The organism is Streptomyces sp. NPDC056503 (genome assembly GCF_042794995.1).
Taxonomy (GTDB): Bacteria; Actinomycetota; Actinomycetes; order Streptomycetales; family Streptomycetaceae; genus Streptomyces.
In genome coordinates this window covers 66218-78168 of sequence record NZ_JBHTST010000023.1, presented here as the reverse complement: position 1 = coordinate 78168, position 11951 = coordinate 66218, and the positions used below count along the sequence as shown (strand labels likewise).

The following is an 11951-nucleotide window of genomic DNA, read 5'->3' as shown; positions in this document are numbered from 1 at the left end:
GGCCGGCCCCCACCCGGGGGCCGGCCTTCGTCACGTACCGGGGTACGAGGGGGTCAGCGGGGCTGCCGGGTGGTGCGGTCGGGCGGGGCGGCGCCCTCGTCGCCGTCCGGGACCTCGGGGTCGGGCGGCTGGACCGTCGCCGTGTTGGTCGGCTCCCGGGTGGGTTCCCCGGTCGGGTCCGGCGACGTGGTGGTGGGGGCCTCGGTGGGCGTCGGCGGGGCCGTCGTCGGGGAGGTCGGCGGCGGGGTCGGCGCGGTGGTGGTGCGGGCCGGCGGGGTCGTGGCGGTCTCCGTCGGCTCCTGGGTGGGCTCCTCGGTCGGGGTGGGCGAACCCGTCCCGGTCGGCTCGCCGCCACCGCCGTCGCCGCCGCTGGTCTCCAGGTCGAACGCGGTGTCCGAGCCGCCGTTCAGGGCGCGTTCGGTGTACTCGCCCCAGATCTTGGCCGGGACGCGGCCGCCGTTGGCGCGGCCGGGCTCGATGGTGTCGGTGAGGGTGACCTGCTCGGCGATCTTGCCGGAGGTGTCCTCGCCGAAGAGGGCGACGGCGGTGACCAGTTCGGGGGTGTAGCCGACGAACCAGGCGGAGCGGTTGTTCTCGGAGGTGCCGGTCTTGCCGGCGGCCTCGTAGTCGCCGGCGGCGCGGAAGCCGGAGCCGTTCTCGACGACGCCCTTCATGGCCTTGGTGACGGTGTCGGCGGCCCGGCGGCTGATGACCTGCTCGCCGCCCTGCCGGACGGCCTCGACCCGGCGGTCGTGGTGCTGGGCGGTCTTGACGAGGGTCGGGGTGACCTTCGCGCCGTGGTTGTCGAGGGTGGCGTAGGCGCCGGCCATGTCGAGGGTGGAGGCGCCCATGGTGCCGAGTGCCATGGCGGGGGTGGGCTCGAAGTCCTGGCCGTCCTTCAGCCCGAGGGCGAGGGCGGTCTTCTTGGTCTTCTCGGCGCCGACGTCGACGATCATCTGGGCGTAGACCGAGTTGATGGACTTGTCGGTGGCCCGCTGGACGGAGACGGGGCCGTACGAGTAGTCGTCCTCGTTCTCCGGGGCGTAGGGGATCTCGCTGCCGACGACGGGGCGCTTGCTGGTGCCGTCGTAGACGGTGCGCAGGCCGATCTCGCGGCCGTCCTGGGTGACGGCCTCGTTGTCGAGGGCGGAGGCGAGGACGATCGGCTTGAAGGTGGAGGCGGGCTGGAAGTCGCGCCGGGTGGCGTTGGACATCCAGTGCTCGGTGGCGCCGACGCCGCCGTACAGGGCGACGACCGCGCCGGTCTTCGGGTCGACGGAGGTGGCGCCGGCCTGGACCGTGGCGGCCTTCTTGTCGCCCTTGCGGTCGATCTTGTCCTCCAGCTCCTTGTCGACCGCGGCGACGAGGTCCTTCTGCTTCCGCTCGTCGATGTTGAGGGTGATCGTCCAGCCGCCGGCCTTGATGTCCTCCTCGCTGACGCCCTGGCGCATCAGCTCCTGGTTGGCGGCCTCGACGATGTAGCCGGTCTGGCCCTCCATGCCGGGGAGGGGCTTGGGCGCCTGCGGGACGGGGAACTCCAGGCCGGCGCGCTCGGCGGCGGGGAGCCAGCCCATCTCGACCATGTTGTCGAGGACGTAGTTCCAGCGCTCCTCGACGAGCTTGCGGCCGGTGGCGTTGGCGGAGGTCCAGTCGTACTGGTTGGGGGCCTGGAGCAGCGAGGCGAGGTAGGCGCCCTGGGCGGTGGTGAGCCTGGCGGCGTCGGTGCCGTAGTACGAGCGGGCGGCGGCCTGGATGCCGTAGGCGGAGCGGCCGTAGTAGCTGGTGTTGATGTAGCCGGCGAGGATGTCGGACTTGGACATCTCCTCGTCGACCTTGACGGCGATGACCATTTCCTTGAGCTTGCGGGTCGCCGTCTGGTCCTGGCTCAGGTAGAAGTTCTTGACGTACTGCTGGGTGATCGTGGAGCCGCCCTGCTTGCCCTTGCCGGTGAGGGTGTTCCAGGCGGCGCGGGTGGTGCCCTTGATGTCGACGCCGTTGTCCTTGTAGAAGGTCTTGTTCTCGGCGGCGACGAAGGCCCGCTGGACGGGGAGCGGGATCTTGTCCAGGCCCACGATCTCGCGGTTGATCTCGCCGGTGCGGGCGAGGATCTTGCCGTTGGCGTACTTGTAGATGTTGCTCTGCATGGTCGCCTCGGCGTTGGCCGTGGGCACGGGAACCAGCAGGTAGACGGTGTAGAGGCCACCGATGCCGAGCAGGCAGAGCAGGAGGAAGGTGCCCAGCATCTTCTTCCAGGTGAAGAGGCGGCGTATGCCCCGTTTCTTCGCCTTCGCGTCCGGTCGGCCCATGGCGTGTGTCGCTCCGCTCGTCGTGTGTCCCGTCGTCCCCGGTCGTCCGGCGCGCCGGATCAGCTCAGCAAGCTAACACCGACACTGCGGACATAGGGCAATCGATCCCGCCTTTTCAGGACGTGAGAATCAGCACCCACTCCCAGGGGAACCGACGTCCGGGCGGACGTGATGGTTGCGTGAAGGACTGGTTCCACTTCCGCGCGCGCACGCCCCGGGGGTCCGGGAGTCCGGCTCCCCACCCTCCGGGCCCAGCTATACAACGTGCGTATACACCCCGTGTACAGTGACGTCATGTCCATCGGTCACACCCTCCTCGGACTCCTCGAATCGGGCCCGCGCCACGGCTACGACCTCAAGCGCGCCTTCGACGAGCGGTTCGGCCACGACCGGCCGCTCCACTACGGCCAGGTCTACTCGACGATGTCCCGCCTCCTGAAGAACGGCCTCGTCGTCGTCGACGGCATCGAGCCCGGCGGCGGCCCCGAGCGCAAGCGGTACGCGATCACCGACGCCGGCATCACCGATGTCGCCGCGTGGCTCGCCACCCCCGAGAAGCCGGAGCCGTACCTCCAGTCCACGCTCTACACCAAGGTCGTCCTGGCCCTGATGACCGGCCGCGGGGCCGCCGAACTCCTCGACACCCAGCGCGCCGAGCACCTGCGCCTGATGCGCGAGCTCACCCGCCGCAAGAGGGACGGCGACCTCGCCGACCAGCTCATCTGCGACCACGCCCTCTTCCACCTGGAGGCCGACCTGCGCTGGCTCGAACTGACCGCCGCCCGCCTCGACCGGCTCGCCGAGGAGGTCCGCCGATGACCGCCGCCCCCCTCCTCAGGGCCACCGGGCTCTCCAAGGCGTACGGCCCCACCCCCGCGCTCCGCGAGGCGGACTTCGCCCTGCGCGCGGGCGAGGTCGTCGCCGTCATGGGCCCCTCCGGCTCCGGCAAGTCCACCCTGCTGCACTGCCTCGCCGGCATCGTCCGCCCCGACGCGGGCACCCTCTCCTACGACGGGCGCGACCTCACCGCCCTCTCCGACACCGCCCGCAGCGCCCTGCGCCGCACCGACTTCGGCTTCGTCTTCCAGTTCGGCCAGCTCGTCCCCGAGCTGAGCTGCGTGGAGAACGTGGCCCTGCCGCTCCGGCTCAACGGCGAGAAGCGGAAGGCCGCCGAGGCCCGGGCCGTCGAATGGCTCGCCCGCCTGGAGGTCGACGACACCGCGGCCAAGCGCCCCGGCGAGATATCGGGCGGCCAGGGCCAGCGGGTCGCCGTCGCCCGCGCCCTCGTCACCGCCCCGCGCGTGATCTTCGCCGACGAACCGACCGGCGCCCTCGACTCGCTCAACGGCGAGCGCGTGATGCGGCTGCTCACCGACGCCTCCCGGGACACCGGCGCCGCCGTCGTCCTCGTCACCCACGAGGCCCGCGTCGCCGCCTGGTCCGACCGCGAGGTCGTCGTCCGCGACGGCGCGGTCCGGTCCGCGGAGTGGGCCGCGTGAGCCCCCGCGCCTGGGCCCGCGACCTCGCCCTCGGCGCCCGCTTCGCCGTCACCGGAGGCCGCTCCGGAGTCCTCCGCACGCTGCTCACCGCCGCCGGCGTCGGCTTCGGCGTGGCCCTGCTCCTGCTCGCCTCCTCGCTGCCGAACATGCTCTTCCAGCGGGAGGTCAGGGAGTCCGCCCGGGCCCCCGACGCCGCCCACCGGATGATCGAGAAGCCCGGCCCGGACACCTTCCTCCACTACACCCAGTACAGCTCCTACCGGGGCGCCGGCCTCACCGGTCTGCTGGTCAGGCCGGAGGGGCCGGAGGCCGCCGTGCCGCCCGGCACCGACGGCGTGCCCGCCGAGGGCGCGATGCTGGTCTCCCCCGCCCTCGCCCGGCTGCTCGACTCCCCCGAGGGCGCCCTCCTCAAGGCACGGCTCCCCTACGAGGTGACCGGCACGATCGGCGAGGCCGGCCTGATCGGCCCGAACGAGCTGCGGTACGTCGCCCACGCCGCGTTCCTCACCACCGACAACTACGACGGACGCGGAGTCCGCTACGGCTGGTCGGTGCCCGAGGAGCCGATGAACGCCTTCCTGCTCCTCCTCGTCGTCATCGCCTACGTGGTGCTGCTGCTGCCGGTCCTCGTCTTCATCGCCACCGCCGCCCGCTTCGGCGGCGAGCAGCGCGACCGCCGGCTCGCCGCGCTCCGGCTGGTCGGCGCGGACAACCCCACCACCCGGCGGGTCGCGGCCGGCGAATCGCTCGCGGGCGCCCTGCTCGGCCTGCTCGTCGGCGCCGGACTCTTCCTGGTCGCCCGGCAGTTCGCCGGGGCGGTCGAGATCTGGGACGTCAACGCCTTCCCGTCCGACGTCGTCCCGCACACCGCGCTGGCGCTCCTCGTCCTCGCCGTGGTGCCGGTCGCCTCGGTCGTGGTCACCCTCCTCGCGCTGCGCGGGGTGGCGATCGAGCCGCTGGGCGTGGTGCGGACCTCCACCCCGCGCCGCCGCCGGCTGTGGTGGCGGCTGCTGATCCTCGGCGCGGGGGCCGCGCTGCTCGCCCCGACGGTCGGCGGCATCCGGGTCGACGACACCGCCATCGACACCGTCTCCATCGGCGGCGGCACCGTCCTCGTCCTGATCGGCCTGACCGGCCTGCTGCCGTGGCTCGTCGAGGCGGTGGTCCAGCGGCTGCGCGGCGGCCCGGTCTCCTGGCAGCTCGCCGTGCGCCGGCTCCAGCTGAGCAGCGGCACCGCGGCCCGCGCGGTCAGCGGGATCGTGGTCGCGGCGGCCGGGGCGATCGCGCTCCAGATGCTCTTCCAGGCGATGGAGCGGGACTTCACCGCCGACACCGGTCAGGACACCAGCAGGGCCCAGCTCCACACCACGCTGGACGCCCGGGACGGCGACGAGGCCCGCCGGACGATCGACCGGCTCACCGCCGTCGAGGGCGTCACCGGCGCGATCGGCACGATCGACTCGCACGTCTTCCGGCCCGGCCCCCTCAAGCCGGGCGAGGAGTTCTCCCCGATCACCCCGCTCGGCGTCGGCGACTGCGCCTCGCTGCGCGAGTACGCCGAACTCGCCTCCTGCGCGGACGGCGACGTCTTCGTGGTGGTCCCGCCGAAGGGCGCCACCGACGCCCCCGACGCGGCCCGGATCAACGAGACGGCCCGCCCCGGCGCGACGGTCGCGCTCCGCGACCCGGCCGAGCACGAGGGGACCCCGCCGCTGTGGCGGATCCCGTCCGGGACGCGGACCGTGACGGCCCGCACCGACCCGGCGGGCATGCACCGCTTCGGCGTCCTCGCCACCCCGAAGGCGATCGACGCCGCCCGCCTGGAGCACCCGCAGGCGGAGGTGATGGTGCGGCTCGACCCGGAGCTGCCGGACACCCCCGAGCTGGTACGGAACGCGGCCCTGGCGATCGACCCGACCGCCACCGTCCGCGGGCTGAGCGACACCGAGCAGAGCTCCCGGTTCCTCAGCGTCCGCACCGGCATCCTCGTCGGCTCGACGCTCACGATGCTGCTGGTCGCCGCCTCGCTGCTGGTCGCGACGCTGGAACAGCTGCGGGACCGCAAGCGGCTGCTCTCCTCGCTCGTCGCCTTCGGCACCCGCCGCACCACCCTGGGCTGGTCGGTGCTGTGGCAGACGGCGGTGCCGATCGCCGTCGGTCTCGCCCTCGCCGTGGCCGGCGGTCTCGGCCTCGGCTCCGTCCTGCTGGCGATGACCGGCCAACCGGTGCAGGACTGGGGGGTCTTCCTGCCGGTCGTCGGCATCGGCGCCGCGCTCATCGCCGCGGTGACCCTGCTGAGCCTGCCGCTGCTGTGGCGGCTGATGCGCGCGGACGGCCTGCGCACCGAGTAACCCGCCGGGCGGATGTACGAGCCGGATGTACGAGCCGGACGCGGAGGACGGCGGTACGCGACGGCGGAACGCGACGGCGGTACGCGCGCCAGGGCGCGGGTTCCCGACACCGGGGGGTTTCGGGAGCCCGCGCCCGCGCGTCTCAGGAACCCGCGCCCAGCACCCGTACCGGCAGCGACGCCATCTCCTCGCGCAGGGCCTCGGCCAGCTCCTCGAACTCGGACTGACGGGCCGCGCCGGCCCGCATCGCGAGGGCGATCCGGCGGGTGGGCGCGGGGGAGGTGAAGGAGCCCGTGCACAGGGCGGTGTTGCGGGCGGTCTCGACGGTGACGGCGGTACGCGGCAGCAGCGTCACGCCGAGTCCGCCGGCCACCAGCTGGACCAGCGTCGACAGTCCGGCCGCCGTGGTGGTGACCTCGGCACCGTCCTCGCGCCCGGCCTCCCGGCAGACGTCGAGGGCCTGGTCGCGCAGGCAGTGCCCCTCGTCGAGGAGGAGGAGCCGCAGCTCCCTGAGCGCCTCGCGCGGGATGTCGTCCCGCCCGGCCAGCGGGTGCCCCTGCGCGGTGACGAGGACGAAGTCCTCGTCGAAGAGCGGGAGCTCGGCCACCCCGGGCACGCCGAGCGGCACGGCGAGCAGCAGCAGGTCGAGCCGGCCGGCGGCCAGCCCCTCCAGGAGCGAGGAGGTCTGCTCCTCGTGCACCTGGAGGTCGAGCTCCGGGTAGCGGCGGTGGACCAGCCGCAGCACGGTCGGCAGCAGGTACGGCGCCACGGTCGGGATGACCCCGAGCCGCAGCACGCCGGTGAACGGGGCGCGCGCCCCCTCCGCCTCGTCCATCAGCTCGGCCACCGCGTCGAGCACGACCCGCGCCCGGACGGCGATCCGCTCCCCCGCGGGCGAGAGCAGCACCTTCCGCGTGGTCCGCTCCAGGAGCTGGACACCGAGTGCCTCTTCGAGAGCCGAAACCGCGCCCGAGAGCGCCGGCTGGCTCATCCCGATGGCTGCCGCCGCATCCCGGAAGTGCAGATGCTCGGCGACCGCCAGAAAGGCTCTGAGCTGGGAGAAGCTGGGCTGCTTGGCGCGCTGGGGGGCGCCCTGAGCGCCGTAGGGAGAAGCCACTGATAACCACCTTCGATCAACACGACCCACTCTAGCTATTTCACTGATCAATGCACCGCGTGCCATGCTGTTGATCCGTCCAACCCTCATGGAAGCCCCCAAAAGGGACCCTTCCGTCTTGCAAGGAGAGCGCGTGCTCACTGTCGGTGACCAGTTCCCCACCTACGACCTGACTGCCTGTGTGTCGCTGGAGAGCGGCAAGGAGTTCGAGCAGATCGACCACAAGTCCTACGAGGGCAAGTGGCGCGTGGTGTTCTTCTGGCCGAAGGACTTCACCTTCGTCTGCCCGACCGAGATCGCCGCGTTCGGCAAGCTGAACGACGAGTTCGCCGACCGCGACGCCCAGATCCTCGGCGTCTCCGGCGACTCCGAGTTCGTCCACCACGCCTGGCGCAAGGACCACGCCGACCTGCGTGACCTGCCCTTCCCGATGCTCGCCGACTCGAAGCACGAGCTCATGAGCGACTGCGGCGTCCGCGGCGAGGACGGCTTCGCCCAGCGCGCCGTCTTCATCGTGGACCCGAACAACGAGATCCAGTTCACCATGGTGACCGCCGGTTCCGTGGGCCGTAACCCCAAGGAGGTCCTGCGGGTCCTCGACGCCCTGCAGACCGACGAGCTCTGCCCGTGCAACTGGAACAAGGGCGACTCGACCCTCGACGCCGGTGCGCTCCTGGCCGGTGAGTGAGCATGGCCCTCGATGAGCTGAAGGCCGCCATACCGGACTTCGCCAAGGACCTGAAGCTGAACCTCGGCTCGGTCATCGGCAACAGCGAACTGCCGCAGCAGCAGCTCTGGGGCACCGTCCTCGCCTGCGCGATCGCCTCGCGCTCGCCGAAGGTGCTGAAGGAGCTGGAGCCCGAGGCCCAGGCGAACCTGAAGCCCGAGGCGTACCAGGCCGCCAAGTCCGCCGCCGCCATCATGGCGATGAACAACGTCTTCTACCGGACCCGGCACCTGCTGTCGGACCCCGAGTACGGGACGATGCGGGCCGGCCTGCGGATGAACGTCATCGGCAACCCGGGCGTCGAGAAGGTCGACTTCGAGCTCTGGTCGCTCGCCGTCTCCGCGATCAACGGCTGTGGCCAGTGCCTGGACTCGCACGAGCAGGTCCTGCGCAAGGCCGGCGTCGACCGCGAGACGATCCAGGAGGCGTTCAAGATCGCCTCGGTGATCCAGGCGGTCGCCGTCACCCTGGACGCGGAAGCCGTCCTCGCCGAGTAGTTCCCGGCGGAACCGTACGGAGGAAGGGCCCCGGAGCACTGGCTCCCGGGCCCTTTCCCGTACCCGCCGCTACTTCTTGAGCGCGGCCATCAGCGCGAGGGCGTCCTGGGTCAGCGGCACGTCGACCCCGGAGAGGTCGGGCGCGCCCCGCTCGACGAGCTCGCCGTCCTCGCTCTCGTAGTACGTCCGGGACACCTCGATCTCCAGGACGGCCTGGCCGTCGAGCACCCGCAGCATCCCGCCGTCCTCGCCCCGGTCGCCGAAGAACGCCCGCTCCCCGACGCCGCCGATCGGCTCCGTCAGTTCGAAGTACCTCGCCAGCGCCGCGAACTCGGGGCCCGGGTCGGTCGCCCGGTGCAGGGTGTACGAGACGTTGACGGTCTGCTCGCGGTCGCCCTCGCCGAAGTTGACCGAGCAGGAGCGCTGCTCCAGCGCGGGGTCGTCCATCTCCGGCCCGTCGCCGGCCACGCCGCGCTTGCCCAGGACCGCCGCCATCCCCTTCAGCTCGGCCCGCTCGCACAGGTCCCGCACCGTCTTGTACCCGCCCAGATCCGGAGTCGCCTCCGCCCGCGGCTCGTACGCGTACAGTCCGGCCCCCCACACCGCCGAGGCCACCGCCGCGCCGCCGAGCGCCCACAGCCAGGGCCTGCGGGCGCGGGGTGGGCGCGGGGCGCGCGGCGCGCGCTCCTCGGTCAGCACCTCGACGGACTCGAAGGGCGCGCCGCCCTCCAGCTCGGGTTCGGAGATCACTTCCGGCCCTTCCCTTCCACGGAGCCGGGCGCCGGCGTCGGGGCCACCTCGAAGGCGGTGGCACCGCGCGGCTCGGGGGCGGTGAGCAGCGCCGGCTCCTGGCTCCACGCCTTCAGGTACCCGACGACGGTGTTGGCGACCGCGACGAGCGGGACGGCGACGACGGCGCCGCCGATGCCGGCGGTCAGTCCGCCCGCGGCGACCGCGAGGACCACGGCCAGCGGGTGGACGCGGACGGCCCGGCCGAGGATGAACGGCTGGAGGACGTGGCCCTCGATCTGCTGCACGGCGAGGACCACCACGAGCACCATCAGCGCGGTGAACACGCCGTTGGTGACGAGGGCGACCAGGACGGCGAGGGCACCGGAGATGACGGCGCCGACCAGCGGGATGAAGGCGAAGAGGAAGATGAAGACGGCGAGCGGGACGGCCATCGGCACATCGAGGAAGTAGAGGCCGAGGCCGATGAAGACCGCGTCGATGAGGGCGACCAGGACGGTGCCGCGCACATAGGCGGTGAGGGTGCGCCAGGCGCGCGGACCGGCGCCGGCGACCCCGGGCCTGGCCTGCGCGGGGACGAGCTTGAGCGTCCACTCCCAGACCCTCTTCCCGTCGTAGAGCAGGAAGAGGGTGGAGAACATGGCGAGCAGGATGCCGGTCATGGTCTCGACGATCACGGTCACGCCCTGGAGTCCGGCGGAGGTGATCTGCTCGGCGTTGGCACCGATGGTGTCGCTGAGGTTCTTGGCGATGTCGTTGATCTGGCGCTCGGTCACGTGGAAGGGGCTGTCGAGGAGCCAGCGCTTGAGCTCCTCGATGCCGTCCCTGACCCGGTCGGTGAGGTTGTCGATGTTGTCCATCACCTGCCAGACCACGAACCAGCCGACCAGCCCCATCACCACGAAGCCGGAGATGGCGGTGATGGCGGTGGCCAGCCCGCGGGGCACGCCCATGGTGCGCAGCCGGGCCACGGTGGGCTGGAGCAGCGCGGTGACCAGGAGCGCGGCGACGAAGGCGAGGACGACGAGCTGGACGGAGCTGATGACCCGCATCAGCACCCAGACGGTCCCGGCGAGGACGAGCAGCCGCCAGCCGGCCTCGCCGGCCACCCGCAGTCCCCACGGGATCGCGGAGACCGGGTCGGGCCGGGCGGGGACGGCGGGGGCGTACGCCGGCGGGGCGGGCACGGTACGGCCCTCGACGGCGGACCCGGTGGAGTCGTCGACGGGGTCCCCGGCGGCGGACGGCTCGGCGGCCGTCCCGCCGGAAGCCCTCTCCCCCGCCGGCGTGCGCCGCGGAACCCGTGCCGGCGGCGTCCGCTCGTCGACCGGTCCGGTCGGCCCGGCCGGTCCGATCGGCTCCGGCCCCTCGGCGGCCTCGGCGCGCCGGGCGTCCAGCTCGGCCCCTATGCGATGGATGCCCTCACCCAGTCGGTTCAGCCATCGTGGCAGTCTCGACATCTCGTCCCTCTTCCCCCCGTTCGGTCCCTGGCAACCTACACGCAGGAGGCCCCGCACCGTAGGACGGTGCGGGGCCTCCCGGGGTTGAGCGCGCGCCGGTCTAGTACCAGCGGTTGGCCTGCCAGAACGACCAGGCGCCGCAGGGGCTGCCGTAACGGCCGTTCATGTAGCTGAGGCCCCACTTGATCTGGGTGGCGGGGTTGGACTGCCAGTCGGCGCCGGCCGAGGACATCTTGGTGCCGGGGAGCGCCTGGACGAGACCGTAGGCACCGGACGACGGGTTGGTCGCGCGGTAGTTCCAGCCGGACTCGTGGTCCACGATGTTGCTGAAGCACTGGAACTGCGAGGCGGGGATCATCTGGCGGGCGATCGCCTTGACCTCGGAGATCGAGTAGGAGCCCTGGGCGGAGAAGCTCGACGCGTCGCGGACGGCGTCGCGGCTGGCGCGCTCGGCCTTCTCGCGGGCCTCCCGCTCCTCGCGCTCCTTCTTCTCCTTCTCGGCCTTCTCGTCGGCGGCCTTCTTCTTCGCCTCCGCGTCCTCGGCCGCCCGGAAGCGGGCGGCCTCCTCGGCGCTCTTGCGCGCGGTGGCGTCCGCGGCGGCGGCCTGGACGTCGGCCTGCTCCGCGAGGGAGGCGACCTGCACCTGCGCCTGCGCGCCCGCGGGGATGTCCGCGAGCAGCGTGCTGTCGGCCGCGGCGGCCTCGAAGTTGTCGTCCGAAGTGGCCTGCGCGGCGTTGCCCGTGGCAACTCCGACGACGGCACCGACGGTGGTGACCGCAGTGGCTGACGCCACCGCGAATCCCCGGACCGAGATCCGGCTCACACGGTTTCCTTCCAGCATCGCCCACAGCGGTGACCACGCGGGCGAAATCGTGCCCCTGGCGCTGGTCTTCGTCGTACCGGGTCACAGAAGACACGGGCCCGTGGTGCTGTGGGCGGCATACGGCGACGGTTGTGGAGTTGTGTGGTGCTGGGGTGTGCGCCTTCGAAAGGGACGAGGGTGCACGGGTGCCGTATGCGGGGCCTGACGGAAGCAAGACTCTGCCGGACGCGGACGCCGCAAGGCAATTCCGTGTTGCGTGTGAAAGCTCACACCTCTTTGGGCACAGGTGTTTTGACGGATGTTGCGGACAGAGGGGCGGGGGCCCCCCAACAAGAAACCGAAAACCCCGGCGCGCCCAAAACCCCGAAGGCGGAACAATGGTAGCTAAAGAAAAACCCAACCAAAAAGGGGGCCGGCCCCC

General features: G+C 72.1%; 11 protein-coding genes. 6 read left to right on the top strand and 5 right to left on the bottom strand.

The window, feature by feature from the left end:
* Positions 1 to 53 precede the first annotated feature (53 nt).
* Entirely contained in the window at positions 54 to 2306 is a 2253-nt protein-coding gene (locus ACFQ8C_RS10070; protein ID WP_383454273.1) for a transglycosylase domain-containing protein, read from the bottom strand.
* Positions 2307 to 2600: 294 nt separating this feature from the next.
* On the opposite strand from ACFQ8C_RS10070, the gene ACFQ8C_RS10065 reads away from it, so the two are divergent.
* The 3 genes from ACFQ8C_RS10065 to ACFQ8C_RS10055 are packed head-to-tail and all read left to right on the top strand — an operon-like array spanning position 2601 to position 6156.
* A complete protein-coding gene (locus ACFQ8C_RS10065) occupies positions 2601 to 3125 on the top strand; it encodes a PadR family transcriptional regulator (protein ID WP_383454270.1) in 525 nt (174 codons plus the stop codon).
* Positions 3122 to 3805, top strand: coding sequence for an ABC transporter ATP-binding protein (locus tag ACFQ8C_RS10060; RefSeq protein ID WP_383454267.1), 684 nt, complete (start codon positions 3122 to 3124; stop codon positions 3803 to 3805). Before ACFQ8C_RS10065 ends, ACFQ8C_RS10060 begins: the two co-directional genes overlap by 4 nt.
* Entirely contained in the window at positions 3793 to 6156 is a 2364-nt protein-coding gene (locus tag ACFQ8C_RS10055; protein WP_383454264.1) for an FtsX-like permease family protein, read from the top strand. Before ACFQ8C_RS10060 ends, ACFQ8C_RS10055 begins: the two co-directional genes overlap by 13 nt.
* Before the next feature lie 142 nt (positions 6157 to 6298).
* Here the strand turns inward: ACFQ8C_RS10055 and ACFQ8C_RS10050 are convergent, their stop codons facing one another.
* Complete coding sequence (locus tag ACFQ8C_RS10050; protein ID WP_383454261.1) at positions 6299 to 7273, bottom strand: LysR substrate-binding domain-containing protein; 975 nt, start codon at positions 7271 to 7273, stop codon at positions 6299 to 6301.
* A gap of 15 nt (positions 7274 to 7288) precedes the next feature.
* Between ACFQ8C_RS10050 and ACFQ8C_RS10045 the strand changes: the two genes are divergently transcribed.
* The 3 genes from ACFQ8C_RS10045 to ACFQ8C_RS10035 are packed head-to-tail and all read left to right on the top strand — an operon-like array spanning position 7289 to position 8497.
* Entirely contained in the window at positions 7289 to 7423 is a 135-nt protein-coding gene (locus ACFQ8C_RS10045) for a cytochrome c3 family protein (RefSeq protein WP_383454287.1), read from the top strand.
* Positions 7407 to 7961, top strand: a complete 555-nt coding sequence (locus ACFQ8C_RS10040) for a peroxiredoxin (RefSeq protein WP_169087318.1) — start codon at positions 7407 to 7409, stop codon at positions 7959 to 7961. The genes ACFQ8C_RS10045 and ACFQ8C_RS10040 overlap by 17 nt, the downstream gene beginning before the upstream one ends.
* Positions 7962 to 7963: 2 nt before the next feature.
* Positions 7964 to 8497, top strand: coding sequence for an alkyl hydroperoxide reductase (locus tag ACFQ8C_RS10035; RefSeq protein WP_383454257.1), 534 nt, complete (start codon positions 7964 to 7966; stop codon positions 8495 to 8497).
* A 69-nt stretch (positions 8498 to 8566) separates the two neighbouring features.
* Here the strand turns inward: ACFQ8C_RS10035 and ACFQ8C_RS10030 are convergent, their stop codons facing one another.
* The 3 genes from ACFQ8C_RS10030 to ACFQ8C_RS10020 form a co-directional block, all read right to left on the bottom strand.
* On the bottom strand, positions 8567 to 9247 hold the full coding sequence (locus ACFQ8C_RS10030) for a hypothetical protein (protein ID WP_383454254.1): 681 nt from the start codon (positions 9245 to 9247) through the stop codon (positions 8567 to 8569).
* Positions 9244 to 10707, bottom strand: a complete 1464-nt coding sequence (locus ACFQ8C_RS10025) for an AI-2E family transporter (protein ID WP_383454251.1) — start codon at positions 10705 to 10707, stop codon at positions 9244 to 9246. Before ACFQ8C_RS10025 ends, ACFQ8C_RS10030 begins: the two co-directional genes overlap by 4 nt.
* Before the next feature lie 100 nt (positions 10708 to 10807).
* Positions 10808 to 11530 carry a transglycosylase SLT domain-containing protein gene (locus ACFQ8C_RS10020; protein ID WP_383454249.1) on the bottom strand — a complete coding sequence of 241 codons (723 nt, stop codon included), beginning with the start codon at positions 11528 to 11530 and terminating at the stop codon, positions 10808 to 10810.
* Positions 11531 to 11951: the final 421 nt, after the last annotated feature.

Coding starts and splice junctions, on each gene's coding strand:
- ACFQ8C_RS10070 (WP_383454273.1), bottom strand. CDS start 2,306: ATGGGCCGACCGGACGCGAAGGCGAAGAAACGGGGCATACGCCGCCTC.
- ACFQ8C_RS10065 (WP_383454270.1), top strand. CDS start 2,601: ATGTCCATCGGTCACACCCTCCTCGGACTCCTCGAATCGGGCCCGCGC.
- ACFQ8C_RS10060 (WP_383454267.1), top strand. CDS start 3,122: ATGACCGCCGCCCCCCTCCTCAGGGCCACCGGGCTCTCCAAGGCGTAC.
- ACFQ8C_RS10035 (WP_383454257.1), top strand. CDS start 7,964: ATGGCCCTCGATGAGCTGAAGGCCGCCATACCGGACTTCGCCAAGGAC.
- ACFQ8C_RS10025 (WP_383454251.1), bottom strand. CDS start 10,707: ATGTCGAGACTGCCACGATGGCTGAACCGACTGGGTGAGGGCATCCAT.